Consider the following 17,318-nt stretch of genomic DNA (forward strand, 5'->3'; position numbering starts at 1 on the left):
TTTTTTATAAGGGAAGTGGAGGATGGTTCCTATGGAAAAAAATGGTGAAAATCTGAATAGCGGTAACGGTATCGGCGGCAACGGCGCCAGCGGTAGCGGGGGAGAGCGCTACCCGAAGGCGTCGGATTTTGGGCCATTCGGACACAATGGCCACACCGGCCGTGGTGAGGCTGGAGCGCAGTACGACCACGGGGGATGGGCGGGCGATACTCAAGACAACCAGCCTGCCCAGTGGGATCAGTCGAATACCAGCCATACCCAGCCGCACCAGTTTCAGAGTCACCAGGGCATGCAGGCGCCGCATCACCAGCAGGCGCTACCGCACGAGCCGGGCTACCCGCCCCAGGCAGGGCCGGGCGAGTCTGGGGAGGGCACCCTCACCGCCCCTCCGAAGGAGAAGAAGCGCTGGTCCACCGGAGCAGTGGCCGCCCTCATGGTGGGGGCAGTAGTTCTCGCATCCGGCACGACCTTCGCCCTGACCTCCATGCAGGGCAATTCGAGCACCCGCTCTGTCAACACTCTCGACTCCGCGCCCACCGGCAATGAGGACACCAGCACGAGCAGGCTCGAGGAATCAGGATCCATCGCCCAGGTCGCGAACAAGGTCACCCGCTCGGTGGTGCAGATCCAGGTGCAAAGCGCCCGTGGCGGGGAGGAGGGCTCCGGATCCATCTTCACCAACGACGGCATGATTCTCACGAATAATCACGTCGTTGGTGCTGCCGCCCAGGGTGGCGCGAAGATGCAGGTCATCACCGCTGACGGCCGCGTGCTCCCAGCCAAGTTCATCGCCGCTGACCCGCAGACCGATATCGCCGTCATCAAGGCGGAGGGCGCCGATAACCTGCAGCCCATGGCGATGGGGGACTCCAACGCCATCAATGTCGGCGAGACGGTCGCCGCCATCGGCTCTCCGCTGGGCCTGAACTCCACCGTGACCTCCGGCATTGTGTCTGCCAAGGACCGCCCTGTGCAGGCAGCCGGCGAGGATGGTGGCGAGGGTTCCCTCATCGACGCCATCCAGACCGATGCAGCTATCAACCCCGGCAACTCCGGTGGTGCGCTCGTGAATCTTAAGGGCGAACTCGTGGGCATCCCGACGGTCATCGCCACCCTGGGCGGAGGGGGCACCTCCGGTTCTATCGGACTGGGCTTCGCTATCCCTTCCAACCAGGCGGTGCGTATCGCCAAGCAGCTGATTGATAACGGCAAGGCCGTCCATCCGATGATCGGCGCGCAGATCAACACCGCCAGCAACTTCATCGGCGCCGAGGTCATGGAGGTCAACTCCGGAAGCCCGGCTGACAAGGCCGGCTTGAAGAAGGGGGACGTGGTACGCAAGGTCGACGATCGACTCATCGACACTGGTGTGGGGCTCATCGCCGCCATCCGTTCTCACGAGGTTGGGGACACCGTGAAACTCACCGTCTTGCCTGGGGGACGCGGACCGGAAAAGCAACTCGACGTCACTCTCGGCACCGAGGCTGAAACCCAGGAGTAAACACACACGGGGGAGGGATGAAAATAAAACCCCATTAGGGGTTTTAAAATTTCTCTCCCGCGTTAAAGTTAAAGCGACCTACCCGCCGTGAAGGAGCAAACGCGTTGACGCTAAACCGGAATGAAGCCCACGAGATTGGTGTCCGAAACCCCATCGTGGACGACATCGACCACAGTCAGCTAGACCGGCTGGACGCCACCATTCCGGAGCCAGACGATAGCTTCCTCCACAGCCTTGACCAGAGCCTCGATGCGCAGGCCGCCGCCAAGCGCGCAGCCGCCGAGGCCGTGCCCACCCGCCACGCGCTTGTCGTGCTGATCGGGGAGGACCGCGCTGGCCAGGGCGGCAGTGGCGAGCTCGTTGCCGAACTGCTCGCAGAAGACCGCTTCATCGTCGATGCGGTGGTCGATGTCGCTGAGCGTAAGAGCGAGATCCGGCACGCCATCGAAACTGGGGTGGTCGGGGGCGCGGACCTCGTCATTACCATCGGCGGCACCGGCTTCGGCCCACGTGACCGCGCCCCCGAGGCCACCCGCAAGTTGCTGGATCGCCGCATCCCGGGCATCGCGGAGGCGATCCGCAGCTCCGGGCTGGCCGCCAATAATAAGGATGCTGCCCTCTCCCGCGGCCTCGCCGGGATCTCCGGGTCCACCGTGGTCGTCAACATCGCTGGCAGCCGGGGCGCAATCCGCGACGGCATGGCCACGCTCGGCCCGCTGGTCAACCACGTGCTCGACGAGCTCGGCGTCTAAATGGCCTGCCGCGCACCACGCGGGCTTGCCAGCCTCGCTAAAGCCCGCAGTGCCCGGAACGCCGCCGGGAGGGTCAAAGACCCCAAAGCCACGGGCCGGGGCGTCGATAAAGAAAAGAACTCGGCCGACGATGGCGGGTTCGATAAAAACTTCTGGATAGAACAACGCCCGCCCCACTGGGGGCGGGCGGAGAACTAGTTCGACGGGCGTCGAGCTGGCATTCGTCTGAGCGAATTTCTTAGCGGGAATTACTCAGCGTGACGACCGGTCGGGTCATCGTCGTTGACGACAGAAGGGTCGACCTTCTTGGTGGAAACGCCGTTCTGCTGCTGCAGCAGGTCGCGGATCTCGGCCAGCAGCTCGGTCTCGGTTGCAGCTGCCTCCTCGGTGGAGATTCCCTTGCGGCGAGCGTTCATCTCAGCCAGCTTGTTCATCGGCATGATGAGGATGAAGTAAACGACGGCTGCGACAATCAGGAAGTTGATCGCGGCGGTGATCACGGCACCGAAGTCGACGAAGGTGGCCGGGTTGCCCTCACGGATGTGGAAGCCCAGGCCGAACTCCGGGGAGCCTCCCAGTGCGGCGATCAGCGGGTTGACGATCTTGTCAGTGAAAGCGGTGACGATTGCGGTGAACGCGGAACCGACAACGACGGCCACTGCGAGCTCAACCACGTTGCCGCGCATCAGGAATTCCTTGAATCCAGATAGCATTAAAAATCCCCTTCTTAAAGGTATAAAAGACTGGGTTTATTATACTGATGAGCTGGAGAAATGATAGACCCCGTTTTGTGTGATGCCCGCCGATACGGCGAGGTCATGTGGGGCGGCGGGAACGCGGACTCGCAGTTCGGCGTGGTCGACGACAGCCCAGATTGCCTGCAGCCGAGGTCCAGGGAAACGTTGGTCGACGTGCGGTTTTGTGAAGGGGTTCACATCATGCGTTGGGGTGGCGTTGGCGCTCGAGGGCTCCTCGCTTTCTGACGGGAGGGCGGAATCGCCCGGTACGAAGGCTGCGAGCGTGCGGTCGTAGAACCCGCCGCCCTGGCCCAGCCGGGTGCCTTTGGGACCCAGGGAGAGGGCAGGAAGGATGGCGACGTCCGCCGCATCGACCAGTTCGCCGAGGTTCTCGCCCGTGGGTTCCAGGATCCCCATCGAGTTTGCCACCAGGTCAGCTTGGCCCGTGAAGGTGCGCCATTCCAGCCGGCGTGGGTTGTACTGAACCACCGGCAGAATCACCTCATAGCCCGCCTCCTGCAGAGCTTCCGGCAGGTCCGCCCCTCCTGGCTCACCCGGCAGCGCGCAGAAAGCGGCCACTACCGGCCGGGAGTTGGGGAACTGTTGTCCCAGGGCTGCCACCAGATGGCGTTGGATGGCCCGGTCGCGGCGGGCGCGCTCGGTTGCTGGGACCTGCTTGCGGGTGCCGCGAACCTCAGCGCGCAGTGCAGCCTTCGCGGCGCGGGTTTCTTCGGGGTTATGGGGCATGGTCTCCTTCGCTGCTCGTGCTCTCTGTACGGGTGGGTTGGCGGCGCCGGAATTCTCAACGGATCTTTTCCGGCCCGCACCGGGTGTAAGTCCAGCATTGTGGCCCAGCTGGGCGGTACGATGCACCTCATGACATCCAATGAGCTTCGCACAGTTGTAGTCCCCGCCGCAGGACTGGGGACGCGCTTCCTGCCTGCAACGAAGACGGTGCCCAAGGAACTGCTCCCCGTGGTCGACACTCCCGGTATCGAGCTTATCGCCAAGGAGGCCGCCCAGGCTGGTGCGGAACGGCTGGCGATCATCACCGCCCCGAAGAAGCAGGGCATCATGGCCCACTTCCGCACCGATGCTGAGCTCGAGGCCACCCTCGAAGCCCGCGGTAAGGAGGACCAGCTCGCGAAGGTTCGCGCCACCGACGGCCTGATCGACGTGGCAGCCATCGAGCAGCCGGAGCCACTCGGCCTCGGCCACGCCATCGGCCTGGCCGAAACCCACCTCGCCGAGGATGAGGAATGCTTCGCCGTCATGCTGCCAGACGACCTCGTCCTGCCCTACGGGGTCATGGAGACCATGCTGGAGGTGCGCCAGCGCTATGGTGGCTCCGTCCTGTGCGCAGTCGAGGTGCCGGAGGAGGACGTCTCCAAGTACGGTGTCTTCGATATCGCCGCCGACTCCGATGACCCGCAGGTCAAGAAGGTCAACGGCATGGTCGAGAAGCCGGACCTCGAAGACGCCCCGTCGAACTTCGCGGCCACCGGCCGCTACCTGCTGGACCGGCAGGTCTTCGAGGCCCTGTCCCGCACCAAGCCGGGCAAGGGTGGGGAAATCCAGATCACCGATGCCATCGAGCTGATGATCTCCGAGGGGCACCCGGTGCACATCGTCGTCCACCAGGGCAAGCGCCACGACCTCGGCAACCCAGGCGGCTACATCCGCGCGTGCGTGGACATGGCTCTCGAGGATGAGACCTACGGGGAGTCCCTGAAGCAGTGGCTCGAGCAGCGACTCGGGGAGTAGCCCCATGCGCAGCGTTGAGGAACAGCTAGCGATCATCTCCGCGGCGGCGGTCACGCCGGAACCGGTGCGCATCTCCATTTCTGAGGCGCTCGGTCTGCGCTGCGCGGAGCAGATCGAGGGGGACCGGGCGGTACCCGGCTTCAACCAGGCCGCCATCGACGGCTACGCGGTGCGCGCCGTGGACGTCCGCGAGCCCGCCGACGGCGAGCTGCCCACCCTCCCGGTCGTCGGTGAGGTCACCGCAGGTTCGAGCCGTCCCGTTCGGCTGCAGCCGCGCCAGACCGTGCGCGTCCACGCCGGGGCGCCGATCCCGACGCTCGCCGATGCTGTTCTTCCGCTTGACTGGGTGGAGGTCGACGGCCGCCACGTGGAACCGCTACGCACCGTGAACTCGGGGGAGTTCGTCCACCGCCTCGGTTCCGACGTCCAGCCGGGCGACGTCGTCGTCGAGCAGGGCGCAGTGCTCGGCGCGGCCCAGGTGGGCTTGCTCGCAGCCATCGGCCGCTCCAAGGTGCTGGTCTACCCACGCCCGCGACTGAGCGTGCTCGCCTTCGGCCCCGAGCTCGTCGACATCGACCGCGACCCGGGTCTGGGGCAGGTCCACGACGCCAATTCCTATGCGCTCGCCGCCGCCGCTAAGGAGGCGGGTGCCGAGGCCCACCGCATGGGCATCCTCGCGGGTGAACCGCGCCGGATTAAGGAGGTCGTGGAAGCCCAGCTGATGCGCAGCGAGGTGCTCGTCATCACCGGGGCGATCGGTGGGGAAGGCAGCGACCAGCTGCGCCAGATTTTGGGCGAGCTCGGCCCAATGGAAACCACCCGCATCGCGATGCACCCGGGCTCCATCGTGGGCTTCGGCACCCTCGGTGCCGACCAGGTGCCGACCTTCTTGCTGCCTGCCAATCCCTCCGCCGCGCTCGTGGCCTTCGAAGTGCTGGTCCGACCGCTGATCCAGATTATCCGCGGCCAGCGCCAGGCCACCCGCCGGGTGGTGCGGGCCCGCACCATTGCCGCGATCGACTCGGCGCCGCGCCGCCGAGGCTTCATCCGTGGCCAGCTGATGCGCGACCGGGAGACCCGCGAGTTTCTCGTGGACCCGCTCGGCGCGGTCGGCGGCGGGGAACCGACCCACCTGCTGGGCAGCTACGGCCAGGCAAACTGCCTGATTACCGTGCCTGCGGAGGAGACGCACGTCGCGCCTGGTCAGTTCGTCGACGTCCTCTTCCTGACGAACCGCTCCTAGCCGCGGGAACCTCACAGGGGAGCGGTGGACGTGGAGCTGGATAGGCGCCTGGCCAGGGGTAATGGGGCGCGGTGGCGCGTACCTACCGTGTGGTTGCCTCCAGCACTCCAGCGGCCAGGCGCCGTGCCCGACGCAACCGTAAGGGCTACCACGAGCGCAGCCCCCGCACGTGGCGTTCATCGGACCAGCGAGCACCTACACGCCCAGCCCTCCGCGGAATTGCCGGTGCGGCTGCGGGAGCTGCGCCGCTCCGACGGGGCATCGTGGCGCGCGTTCCGCATCGCCGATGAACACCTCTTGCGCCCCGTCGAGCCGACCGTGGCGACCTCGTGGGAGGAGGCGCACTCGCCGAAAATGTGGCGCCAGACTTACCGCGGGCTCAAGTTCGCGGAGCGCCAAGGGATAGCGATGTCCTTGGCGATCGAGGTGGCCGGCGAGTTCGCGGGCCAGCTCACGCTAGGCAATATGCAATACGGCACGATTGGTAACTGCTGGATCGGCTACTGGGTGCATTCCCGCTGGCAGGGGCGCGGGGTCGCCACCGCGGCCGTCGCTTTGGGCACCGACCTGGCGATGCTAGGGCTCGGCCTGCACCGGGTGGAGGCTACCGTCATGGAGGACAACCCCGCGTCCCGCCGCGTGCTGGACAACACCGGTTACCGGGTGGAGGGGCGGCTGGAGCGCAACCTGCACATCGATGGGCAGTGGACGGACCACCTGCTGGTCGCCCAGACGGTCGAAGAGCTCGGCCCCGGCATTACCCAGCGGCTCGCGTCCCAGGGGCGTTTTCGGGTCGATTAGGGCGGCGGCAAAACTTCCGCGTTTTGGCCCGCCGCGCGGCGTGGCAGAAAGCGAAGCGCCCAGGTTGTCTATACCTTGGAAGGTATTGTTGCTGGCCCTGCCGCCATCCTCCGGCGGGGCTGGTTCATCCGCTGGGCAAGTCCCAGGGGTTCAAACCGCTGTCTAGCTTTTAGGAGCATTAGTGTCCGGCTCCCTTCTGTTGATCCTCGCAGTATGGCTGCTGCTGATGGCGCCGCTGTTGCTGCGCAAGCAGTCCCCGGTGCGCCGCACGTCGCGGGGCATGTCCGAGACCCGAATCCTGCACGAAGGCGGTGCCAAGCGTTCCCGCCGTCCGCGCCGTCTGCTGCCCGCTGAGGGGCACTACATGTCCTCAGATGAGGACGTGGACGCGGACATCGATTTCGTCGAGGCGGAACCGGAGTACGTCCTTTTTGACGAGGACGTCGACGCCCGCGACGAGGAGCGTGCCAGCGAGCATGCCGACATCGCTGACGGCGTGGAAACGGTGGACGCAGAGGTCGACGAGGACCACGCCGACGTCGTCGAGCACACCGCAGACGAGACCACCAACCTGGAGACCCTGGAGGGAGAGCTCGTCGACGCTGATGCTGAGGAGCTGGACGGCGAGGAGCACGTGGCGGACGCCCAGCACCGCACTGTCCCGGCCGAGGCACCGGCCATGAGCGCTGAATCCGTCACGGTCGACGCGGAGCTGGCCGACGACGCAGCAGACACGATGGCGCACGAGGATGACAAGCACGAGGACGCCGGTGCGGACACGCCGACGACCCTGCGCGTGGCTGAGGCCGAGGCGGACACTGCCGACGCGGACACCGAGAATGAGCCGGAAGAGCAGCCCGCGCTGCGCACCATCTCGACTGCCTACTTCCGCGGCGGGGATCTGCACGTGGATGCAGGGGTCCGCGAGGAAGGCGAGGCTGCGGAGGCCGAGTCGCCACTGACTGAGGCGGAGGAGGAGAGCTTCGAACTGTCCGAGGAGGACATGGAATTCATCGCTTCCCGTCGAGGTCGTGGCGTCTACGACCCGGTCGCATCCCAGCAGCTGTACAACCGCCGCCTGCAGCGCCGCAAGCAGGTGCTCGGGGTGCTGGCTGGCCTGACCGCGATTGCGCTGATCGTTAGCCTCCTCGTCGGCGGTGGCCTGTGGATTGCCTTCCTCGTCACTGCCGCACTGACCGGCGTGTACCTGTTCAACCTGCGCCGCCAGGCGATCGAGGAGGCTAAGCTGCGCCGCCGTCGTCTCGCACGGATGCGCCGGGCCCGCCTGGGCGTGCGCAACCTGGAGGATGCAGAGCTCGGTGTACCGGACCGGCTGCTGCGGCCAGGCGCGATCGTCGTCGAAACGGACGAAGCGGACCCGGAGCTGGAGAACCTGGCCTACGCCAATGGTGGAGACTTCTTCGACGACGGCTTCGACGACTACCCGGGCGAGGACGCGAACCTGGACAACTGGGATGGCCCGCACGGTCGCGCCCACATCCGCGCGGTCTAAGCCGTACGAACACACCACGGCGGATCATTAACGATGCTGGAACACCCGGTCGCCCGCGACGGCGCATTGCTGCTCATCCGCGCCGTGCTGGGCACCATCTTTATCGCCCACGGCTGGCAGAAACTCTTCATGCAGAAGCTCGGGGGCGACTCCGGGGTGATCGCGGACTTCGCCCACCAGGGGATCCCGCAGCCTGAACTCTCTGCCTGGTTAGCTACCGGGCTGGAACTCATCGGGGGAGCCCTCCTGATCGTGGGGCTGCTGGCGCCACTGATGGCCGGCCTGCTGATCCTGCATATGATCGCCGCGATGTACCTGATCCACTGGTCCCAGGGCCTCTTTGCCGCCGATAACGGCATCGAACTACCGCTGGTGCTGTGCGCGGGGCTGCTGTCGATCGTGGTCTTCGGCTCCGGTCGCGCCAGTCTGGACCGGGCGTTTTCCCGCTTCGGGTGATCCTGTGCAGAGGACTGCGACTCTCGCTGCTTGGCAGCGGGCGGATTTTGGGGGAGCATAAGTCCTGTGGAATGCGCAGAAGTTCGGGCAGCGCTCTCGGCGAGGCTAGACGGCGAGGAGGTCGCCCTGCCGGGAGACATCGTGGACGCCCACGTGGCCCAGTGTGAGGAGTGCCAGGCGTGGTACGCACAGGCGACTGCGATTGGCCGCGATCTGCGGTTGCGGGCTAACCCGCCCGCGCCGACCCAAGGGGCAGGCGCGGATCTCGCTGCCAAGGTGCTTCAGGTGGCTGAGGATATCCCAGAAGTTGGCGGTGACATGCGCCGCCGGCAGCTTCCGCTGCTGGGAGCCCGCATTGCGCTAGCGGTGCTTGCGGTCGTCTACTTCCTCTGGGCGATCCTGCTATTTGCTGGCTCGACCGCAGGCACCGCGGACCCCGCGCAGCTCTACGAGGCTATCCGACCGGGGGAGGGGCCGCAGGCGGGGGCCGCGGACCCGAAGCTCGCGAAATACATGATCGATGCGGCCATCAGCCGCTTCGCCTTGGGCGCGGGACTGGCCTGGGCGTCCTGGGCGCCGCGAGCTGCCGGCGGGCTGCTGCCGATCTACCTGGGGATGTGGGCCTTCGGCGGAGGCTTCGCCACCCGTGATATCGTCATGGGGCTGACGGGTGGCACTGGGGTGGACCCGGAGCTCATCGGCAGCCTCGCCATTCACCTCGCCGCGGTGATCGCGCTGGTCACCTGCTGGCTTTCCCGGCACCACACGATCAGGCCCCTGCGCGATTCCTGGCACGTGCTCTCAGCCAAGCCGATGAACTTTTCTGCGGTGGATGCTGAGGCCCACTCCCGCTACTATCCCGGCGATCACCGTCGCGGCTAGCCGACCCCCTAGTGCCAGGAGGGTAGCCACATGCGGGCTGCCCACTCGGCTGGGCTCAGTGGCATTGCTGTGTACAGCGGCAGGAAGAACAGGAAATTCCACACCGCAAAGCCCACATACGCAACGACCAGCACCAGTCCGGCGTGCGCCTGCAGCCACGCCACCGGGCGGTGCTTGCTGCTGGGCGCCATGCGCCACCCGAGTACGCGGCCGCACACGAGCGCCAGTCCGATGACGAGGAAGGGCGCGAGGTTCAGCGCGTAGAAGAGGTACATCTGGCGGTCGGTGTTCAGCAGCCACGGCAGGAAGCCCGCGGCGAAACCGACGACGGGGATGACCCACGCTAGGTCCCGGAACCGTGCCAGTCTGTAGCAGCCATAGGCCAGCACCCCCACGGTGGGGAACCAGATCGCCGGCGTGCCGACCAATAGCTCTACGGTGCGGGTGCCGTCCTCGTGGCTGGGGTTGTAGTACATCAGCCCGCGGGTGGAGGCCAGCCACGACCACGGCTTCGACTCCCACGGGTGGATGTGACCATTCGAATTGGTCAACTCCGAGTGAAAGCGCAGCACGGAGACGTGGTAGTAGAGGAAGTTCAGGAAAGAATCCGGAAGGAAGCCCAGCGGTGACTCGGCCAACGCGGTGGCGTCCTCGACGAGGCCGGATTCCACCGCGTGCCGGTAGACGGAGGTCTCGCTACCGAACCATGCCCGCCAGGACAGCAGGTAGCAGCACAACGGGATGATGACGACCGCGAAGAAATGCGGCGGGGCGTCCCGAAGCAGCGCACCCAGCAGTGGACGGCGCACGCCAAAACGCCAGCGCCGGTGCGCATCCAAGGCGACGAGGACCACGCCGAAGAAGGCCATGTAGTACAGCCCAGACCACTTGATCGCCAGCGTGCCGCCGAGCGCGATACCGGCGGCGAAGCGCCACCAGCGGAAGCCCAGCCGCGGGCCAGCAGGAAAGTCCCCGATTCGCCCCTCGCGGAACACCACCCGGTAGCGGCGTTCCATCTCCTCGTGGTCCCGGACCAGGAAGTACACGGCGGCCACCAGGAAGAGCGTTTGGAAGTGATCCAGCATCCCGGAACGGCTGGTCAGCAGCAGAATGCCATCGGAGAGGGCAAGGACGCCGGCCAGTAGACCGACCAAATCCGAGCGGGATATCCGCCGGGCGATGCCCGCGATCAGGCAGACCACCGCCACGCCGGCAAGCGCGGCGCACACCCGCCAGCCGAAGGGGGTGTAGCCGAAGAGCCCCATCCCGGCGGCCATGATTTCCTTGGCCAGCGGCGGGTGCACGACCAACCCATAGCCGGGGTTATCCTCGATGCCGCCCAGCACCAGGTGGTCCCAGCCTCGCAGGATCTGCCAGGCCTGGGGGACGTAGTGCTTTTCGTCGAAGACCGGGGTGCCGCCGTCGGTGGGGGAGCCCAGATTAACCAGCCGAAGGAGGGCAGCGAATGCAGCCAGGAGGGCCTGGATGATCGCCCAGCGGCGTTGGTTTTGCCGCTGATTCGGCTGGGCCACGCGGGGTTCGGCTGAACCGGCTGCTGGCGCCGGGGAGGTCTTCATTGTCACAGGGAAAGCTTATCCGATGTGGATTTTGGTTTAAGCGGTGCCATGCTGGTGGCATGAGCTCCGCACCTACGCATTCCCACACCATTGACGCCCCAGCACCGGACTTCGGCCGCCTATGGGAACAGGCCTGCGCCAATCCGCCGCTACCGGGCGGCGGCATCATCCTCGCGGCCACGCCCCTGGGTAACCCGCAGGATGCGTCGATCCGGCTGCTCCACGCCCTGGCCACCGCAGACGTCATCGCGGCGGAGGACACCCGCCGCAGCCGGGCGCTCGCCGACGCGCTGGGGCTCAGCATCCGCGGCAAGGTGCTCTCAAATTTCGATCACAACGAGGAACACCGCGCCGAGGAGCTCGTCGATGCCGCAGCCACCGGCCAGCGGGTGCTCGTGATCACGGACGCGGGCATGCCCTCCGTGTCGGACCCGGGCTTTCCCGCGGTCGTCGCAGCCCACCGGCGTGGCGTCCCGGTGACCTGCCTTCCGGGCCCGTCCGCGGTTCCGACGGCACTGGCGCTCTCGGGGATCGGCGTTGGTCACTTCCGCTTCCTGGGTTTTGCGCCGAGAAAGGACGGCCAGCGCCGCCAATTCTTCGACGCGGCCCGCAGCGGAGACGAGGCCGTCTGTTTCTTCGAATCACCCCATCGGTTGGCCTCCACGCTGGGGATTGCCGCCGAGGTACTGGGTGCGGAGCGTGCGGCGGCGGTGTGCCGGGAGCTCACCAAGACCTTCGAGGAGGTCAAGGCGGGCACGCTTGCGGAGCTCGCCGAGTGGGCAGCGGCTGGGGTGAAGGGGGAGATCACCGTCGTGATTGAGGCGACCGCGGCCGTGGCGGAGGTGGCGCCCGAAGACGTTGTGGGCGAGGTCGAGGAATTGGTCTCACAGGGGCAGCGGCTGAAGGCCGCCGCCGGGGAGGTTGCCGCCTCCCATGGTCTCGGAAAGCGGGACGTTTACGAGGCTGTATTAGCGGCACGGGCGGAAAAATAGGCCACAACCTGCGCGTCGAAGCGAAGTTGTTATCAAATTGTTATCCATCGGCGGGGAGGGGTGCCCTGAACAGCGCTATAGCGATTCTGGCAGCCACCTAGAAAACCGCTGTGAGCCCGTTGCGAACCCCATTGCGGCACCGAAAACTAGCGAAACGCAAAAATCCCACGCACAGTGGGACAATGAGCAAATCTGAAAACACCCTTGATCAGTTGAAGGAAGGAAGCATCTCGCCGCAAGAGGCCCAAGACGCCGCGCGGCTGAGTGAGCCCGCGGATAGCGCCGCGGCCAAGGACGAGCACGCAGGCATCGACTGGGTCGTCACCGGCCCCGCCGCCGCGCTCGTCCTCGCCGTGGTGGCCTGGGGGCTCGTGGGCTCCGAATCCTTCGCCAACTTCGCCAGCCAGGCGCTGGACTACGTCGTGGTTGACTGGGGCTGGCTGTTCGTTCTGGCCTCGACCGTGTTCGTCTTCTTCGTGCTTTTCGTGGCTTTCTCGAAGTTCGGCCACATCAAGCTCGGCAAGGACGGTGAGCAGCCGGAGTTCTCAACATTCTCCTGGGTCGCGATGATGTTCGCCGCCGGTATGGGTATTGGCCTGATGTTCTACGGAACCACTGAGCCGCTGACCTTCTTCCGCGACGGCGTGCCGGGGCGCGCGGAGGGCAACGTGGGCGAAGCCTTCGCGTCCACGCTCTTCCACTGGGGCCTCCACCCGTGGTCGTTGTACGCCATCGTCGGCCTGGCTATCGCCTACGGCACCTTCCGACTGGGCCGTAAGCAGCTGCTGAGCTCCGCGTTCATCCCGCTGATCGGCCACCGCCTGGCCGAGGGCTGGCTCGGTAAGCTCATCGACATCCTGGCCATCTTCGCTACTGTCTTCGGTACCGCCGCCTCCCTGGGTATCGGTGCCCGCCAGATTTCCTCCGGCATGGAGATTGTCAACTGGGTCGATAGCCCCGGCAACGCCCTGATCGTCGGCATCATCATCGTGCTCGGCATCGCCTTCCTGATCTCCGCCGCTTCCGGCGTGGGCAAGGGGATTCAGTGGATCTCGAATACGAACATGGTGCTGGCCTCGATCATTGCCCTGTTTGTTCTCATCGTCGGCCCGACCGTCGTCATCATGAACATGGTCCCGACGACCCTGGGTAGCTACCTGCAGGACTTCTTCGCCATGGCCTCTCGCACCGCCCAGTCCTCCGAGGACGCCGGTGACTGGCTGTCTGCCTGGACCATCTTCTACTGGGCATGGTGGGTCTCTTGGTCCCCGTTCGTGGGTATGTTCCTGGCCCGTATTTCTCGCGGCCGCACCGTTCGCGAGTTCATCATGGTGATCCTGCTCGTCCCGACCTCCGTGACGATCCTGTGGTTCTCCATCTTCGGCGGTACCGCCATCCACCTCGAGGAGACCGGCAAGTCCATTTGGGGCGACGGTGATGCCACCAAGATGCTGTTCAACCTGCTGCACGAGTACCCATTCGGTGCGGGCGTGTCCATCATCGCGATGCTGCTGCTGGCTACCTTCTTCATCACCTCGGCGGACTCCGCCTCCACGGTGATGGGCAGCATGTCCCAGCGTGGCCGCCTCGTTGCATCCCCGATCGTCACCGTCCTGTGGGGTGTTCTCACCTGCGCCATCGCGGTGATCATGCTGACCACCGGCGATGCGGACTCGCTCGATAACCTGCAGAGCATCACGATTATCGCGGCCTCCCCATTCGTGCTCATCATCATCGCCCTGATGTTCGCCGTGGTGAAGGCCCTGGGAGACGACCCGCTCTACCTGGACCAGAAGAACCAGCGGAAGATGGTGCTGCGCGTGGCCCGCGAATACCGGGAACGCGAAAACCGCGAGCTCGTGAAGCGAGCCCTCCGCATGAAGAACCGCCGCGAAGAGGGCGCCGCCGCGACGGCAGCCGCAGTACCGGACGCTCCGGCCACGGCAGAGGCCGAGGCCGCGGTCGAGGACTCCTCCGATGCACACAGCTACGTCGCCGAGGACCTCGACGGTCTGGAGACGATGAGTGTCTACGACGGCGACAAGGTCGTTGAGGTCGTCGACGCCGAGGACGTTGCTGACTACATCAATAACCGCAATGACGAGAACGGCGACGGGCGCAGCTAAGCGCCCCCGCGGTCCCTCGTAGAACCCAGCCCCACCTACCCGGTCGGAACTAGCCCCGGGAGGTGGGGCTTTGTTCGCGCAGCAGGCACGGATCTAATAGGGTTTAAGGCATGTCAAAGCGCGTACTCACCTCTGTTGCCTGGCCCTATGCCAACGGCCCCCGCCACATCGGCCACGTCGCCGGCTTCGGCGTCCCGTCCGACGTTTTTGCCCGTTATCAGCGAATGATCGGCAACGACGTGCTGATGGTCTCCGGCACGGATGAGCACGGCACCCCGCTGCTGGTGCAGGCGGATAAGGAAAACACCACGGTCCGCGAGCTCGCCGACCGCTACAACCGCATCATCGTCGAGGACCTCGTGGGCCTGGGCTTGTCCTACGATCTGTTCACCCGCACCACCACCCGCAACCACTACGCGATTGTGCAGGAGCTGTTCCGCGGGCTCAATGAGAACGGATACATGCTGAAGCAGACCACCCGTGGCGCCGTGAGCCCGTCGACCGGTCGCACTCTGCCGGACCGATACATCGAGGGCACCTGCCCGCTGTGTGGCGCTACCGACGCCCGCGGCGACCAGTGCGATAACTGCGGCAACCAGCTGGACCCGGCCGATCTGATCGACCCGCGCTCCAAGATCAACGGCGAGACCCCAGAATTCGTGGACACCGAGCACTTCATGCTCGACCTGCCCGCTTTGGCCGAGGCACTGGAGGAGTGGCTGAAGGGGCGCAACGACTGGCGTCCGAACGTCCTGAAGTTCTCCCTGAACCTGCTGAAGGACATCCGTCCACGCGCGATGAGCCGCGATATCGACTGGGGTGTGCCCGTCCCCATCGAGGGCTGGCAGGACAATAACGCCAAGAAGCTCTACGTCTGGTTCGACGCGGTCGTCGGCTACCTCTCCGCATCCATTGAGTGGGCCTGGCGTACCGGCGACCCGGAGGCCTGGCGCAAGTGGTGGAACGACCCAGAGGCAGTGTCCTACTACTTCATGGGCAAGGACAACATCACCTTCCACTCCCAGATCTGGCCAGGTGAAATGCTTGGCTACGCCGGCAAGGGAAGCAAGGGCGGCGAGCAGGGCGAACTGGGCGAGCTGAACCTGCCCACCGAGGTCGTCTCCTCCGAATTCCTGACCATGTCCGGCTCCAAGTTCTCCTCCTCCAAGGGGGTCGTGATTTACGTCCGCGACTTCCTCAAGGAATTCGGCCCCGACGCGCTTCGCTACTTCATCGCCGTCGCTGGCCCCGAGAACACGGACACGGACTTCACCTGGGACGAGTTCGTCCGCCGCATCAACTCCGAGCTGGCCAACGAGTGGGGCAACCTCGTCAACCGCACGGCCTCCATGGCGCACAAGAACTTCGGTGAGATCCCGCAGCCTGGCGAATTCACCGCCGAAGACCAGGCGCTGCTCGACGAGGCGAAGCAGGCCTACACCGTGGTCGGCGACGCACTGCAGCTCTCCAAGTTCAAGGCCGGCATGACCGAGGCCATGCGCATCGCAGCGCGGGCCAACCAGTACATCGCAGCCCAGGAGCCGTGGAAACTGGCGAAGGACGAAACCCAGCGCGAGCGCCTGGCCACCGTCTTGTACGTCGCCCTGCAGGTTGTCTCTGACGTCAACACACTGATGACCCCATACCTGCCCTTCTCCGCGCAGAAGGTCTTCGAGACTCTCGGTGGCGAGGGCATCTGGGCGGCCCAGCCGGAGATCGTCGAAGTCAAGGATGAGTCCCCCTACACCCCGGTCGGAGTTGGCCTGCCGGAGGAGGGGAGTAGCTACCCGGTCATCATGGGTAACTACACCGAGCAGAAGGCTATCTGGCAGCGCACCGAGCTTGCCCCGGGCACCGCGCTGAGCAAGCCGAAGCCGCTGTTCCAGAAGCTGGACCCGGAGCTGGCGGAGACCGGCCCGGAGTGGGCACCGGTCGTCAAGGACTAGTCACCCGGTAGCGTGGGGACCATGTCTAAGAAGAAACGCCCCACGCCTGTCCTGCCGGAGAGCATCGGAGCTCTCTTCGATTCCCACACCCACCTGGCCTCCACCATTGCCAAGGGGGCGCAGGAAGGGCAGGATCGCCGTGCTGCCACCGCAGAGCTGGTCGCCCGCGCCGGGCAGGCCGGGGTTGAGCGGATCTGCACCGTCGGTGATGGGCTGGCCGAGACCGAGCTGGCGCTGGAAGCAGCGCAGCAGTTCGACAACGTCTGGGCCGCCTGCGCGATCCATCCCACCCGCGCCGACGAGCTGGATGAGGCGGCCAAGGCTCGGCTCACCGACATGGCGGCCAATGACCGTTGTGTGGCGATCGGGGAGACCGGCCTGGACGCGTACTGGATCAAGCACGACGAGTCCACGCCTTCCCTCGAGGTGCAGGAAGCCGCGCTGCGCTGGCACATCGACCTCGCGGTCAACTCTGGCAAGCCACTAATGATCCACAACCGCGAAGCCGACGAGGACCTGATGCGCATTCTCGCGGACGCCCCGCAGCCCAACGACGTCATCCTGCACTGCTTTTCCTCCCCGCTGGAGGTGGCACGCGAGGCCATCGACCGTGGCTATGTGCTCTCTTTCGCGGGCAACGCGACTTTCAAGCGCAATGATGAACTGCGGGAGGCTGCGCGCCTGGCCCCGGCCGACCAGATCCTTGTGGAAACGGATGCTCCCTATATGACCCCCGAGCCCTTCCGAGGGGCGTGCAACGAGCCGGGGTTCGTGGGATACACGGCCCGAGTGCTCGCTGAAGCGCGCGGCCAGTCGCCGGCGGAGTTCGTGGAACTCGCATGGGCGAATGCCAACCGGGTCTTTGGGCTCCAGGGTTAAGGGCGAGCCAAGCGCCGTTATATTTTTGTGCGGCCCGGGGGATCGCAGGCGCGTGCGGCGCCGTTTACCCTGGTGCGCAATCAGGCTGCCGTTGCGCATGTGACGAGTTGTTATTGCTGTTAAAGCGCGCATTCCCCGACTGAGGGTGA

Annotated in this window: 15 protein-coding genes; 12 read left to right on the top strand and 3 right to left on the bottom strand. The window is 65.6% G+C overall.

The features are described from left to right. Positions 1-31: 31 nt before the first annotated feature. On the top strand, positions 32-1,501 hold the full coding sequence (locus CU_RS02720) for a S1C family serine protease (RefSeq protein ID WP_328701704.1): 1,470 nt from the start codon (positions 32-34) through the stop codon (positions 1,499-1,501). A 104-nt stretch (positions 1,502-1,605) separates the two neighbouring features. Beyond that, positions 1,606-2,253: a MogA/MoaB family molybdenum cofactor biosynthesis protein gene (locus CU_RS02725; protein ID WP_012359800.1), complete on the top strand. Its 648-nt coding sequence runs from the start codon at positions 1,606-1,608 to the stop codon at positions 2,251-2,253. Between the two features lie 248 nt (positions 2,254-2,501). Here the strand turns inward: CU_RS02725 and mscL are convergent, their stop codons facing one another. Both mscL and CU_RS02735 read right to left on the bottom strand, forming a co-directional pair. Further along, the gene (mscL, locus tag CU_RS02730; RefSeq protein WP_012359801.1) at positions 2,502-2,966 is read right to left on the bottom strand and encodes a large conductance mechanosensitive channel protein MscL; all 465 of its coding nucleotides are present in this window, start codon (positions 2,964-2,966) and stop codon (positions 2,502-2,504) included. A 39-nt stretch (positions 2,967-3,005) separates the two neighbouring features. Next, the gene (locus CU_RS02735; RefSeq protein WP_012359803.1) at positions 3,006-3,737 is read right to left on the bottom strand and encodes a 5-formyltetrahydrofolate cyclo-ligase; all 732 of its coding nucleotides are present in this window, start codon (positions 3,735-3,737) and stop codon (positions 3,006-3,008) included. 129 nt (positions 3,738-3,866) lie between these two features. Here CU_RS02735 and CU_RS02740 point away from each other — a divergent pair, with 129 nt between their 5' ends. The 6 genes from CU_RS02740 to CU_RS02765 all read left to right on the top strand — a co-directional run bounded on the left by CU_RS02740 (position 3,867) and on the right by CU_RS02765 (position 9,649). Continuing rightward, positions 3,867-4,754: a UTP--glucose-1-phosphate uridylyltransferase gene (locus tag CU_RS02740; RefSeq protein ID WP_187289732.1), complete on the top strand. Its 888-nt coding sequence runs from the start codon at positions 3,867-3,869 to the stop codon at positions 4,752-4,754. 4 nt (positions 4,755-4,758) lie between these two features. Further along, entirely contained in the window at positions 4,759-5,997 is a 1,239-nt protein-coding gene (gene glp / locus CU_RS02745) for a molybdotransferase-like divisome protein Glp (protein ID WP_012359804.1), read from the top strand. 30 nt (positions 5,998-6,027) lie between these two features. After that, entirely contained in the window at positions 6,028-6,798 is a 771-nt protein-coding gene (locus CU_RS02750) for a GNAT family N-acetyltransferase (RefSeq protein WP_012359805.1), read from the top strand. Positions 6,799-6,979: 181 nt separating this feature from the next. Beyond that, positions 6,980-8,311: a divisome protein SepX/GlpR gene (gene sepX, locus CU_RS02755; protein WP_012359806.1), complete on the top strand. Its 1,332-nt coding sequence runs from the start codon at positions 6,980-6,982 to the stop codon at positions 8,309-8,311. Between the two features lie 33 nt (positions 8,312-8,344). Continuing rightward, positions 8,345-8,767, top strand: a complete 423-nt coding sequence (locus tag CU_RS02760; RefSeq protein WP_012359807.1) for a DoxX family protein — start codon at positions 8,345-8,347, stop codon at positions 8,765-8,767. A gap of 66 nt (positions 8,768-8,833) precedes the next feature. After that, entirely contained in the window at positions 8,834-9,649 is an 816-nt protein-coding gene (locus tag CU_RS02765) for a zf-HC2 domain-containing protein (protein WP_012359808.1), read from the top strand. An 8-nt stretch (positions 9,650-9,657) separates the two neighbouring features. Here the strand turns inward: CU_RS02765 and CU_RS02770 are convergent, their stop codons facing one another. Beyond that, entirely contained in the window at positions 9,658-11,226 is a 1,569-nt protein-coding gene (locus CU_RS02770; protein ID WP_012359809.1) for a dolichyl-phosphate-mannose--protein mannosyltransferase, read from the bottom strand. A 59-nt stretch (positions 11,227-11,285) separates the two neighbouring features. Here CU_RS02770 and rsmI point away from each other — a divergent pair, with 59 nt between their 5' ends. From rsmI to CU_RS02790, 4 genes are all read left to right on the top strand, one after another. Further along, positions 11,286-12,218: a 16S rRNA (cytidine(1402)-2'-O)-methyltransferase gene (gene rsmI / locus CU_RS02775; RefSeq protein ID WP_231837733.1), complete on the top strand. Its 933-nt coding sequence runs from the start codon at positions 11,286-11,288 to the stop codon at positions 12,216-12,218. Between the two features lie 182 nt (positions 12,219-12,400). Further along, on the top strand, positions 12,401-14,344 hold the full coding sequence (locus CU_RS02780; protein WP_012359811.1) for a BCCT family transporter: 1,944 nt from the start codon (positions 12,401-12,403) through the stop codon (positions 14,342-14,344). A 110-nt stretch (positions 14,345-14,454) separates the two neighbouring features. Next, positions 14,455-16,290 (top strand): methionine--tRNA ligase, encoded by a 1,836-nt coding sequence (metG, locus tag CU_RS02785; RefSeq protein WP_012359812.1) that lies wholly within the window; start codon positions 14,455-14,457, stop codon positions 16,288-16,290. A gap of 21 nt (positions 16,291-16,311) precedes the next feature. After that, the gene (locus CU_RS02790; RefSeq protein ID WP_012359813.1) at positions 16,312-17,169 is read left to right on the top strand and encodes a TatD family hydrolase; all 858 of its coding nucleotides are present in this window, start codon (positions 16,312-16,314) and stop codon (positions 17,167-17,169) included. Positions 17,170-17,318: the final 149 nt, after the last annotated feature.

The organism is Corynebacterium urealyticum DSM 7109, assembly GCF_000069945.1.
In the GTDB taxonomy this organism is placed as follows: domain Bacteria; phylum Actinomycetota; class Actinomycetes; order Mycobacteriales; family Mycobacteriaceae; genus Corynebacterium; species Corynebacterium urealyticum.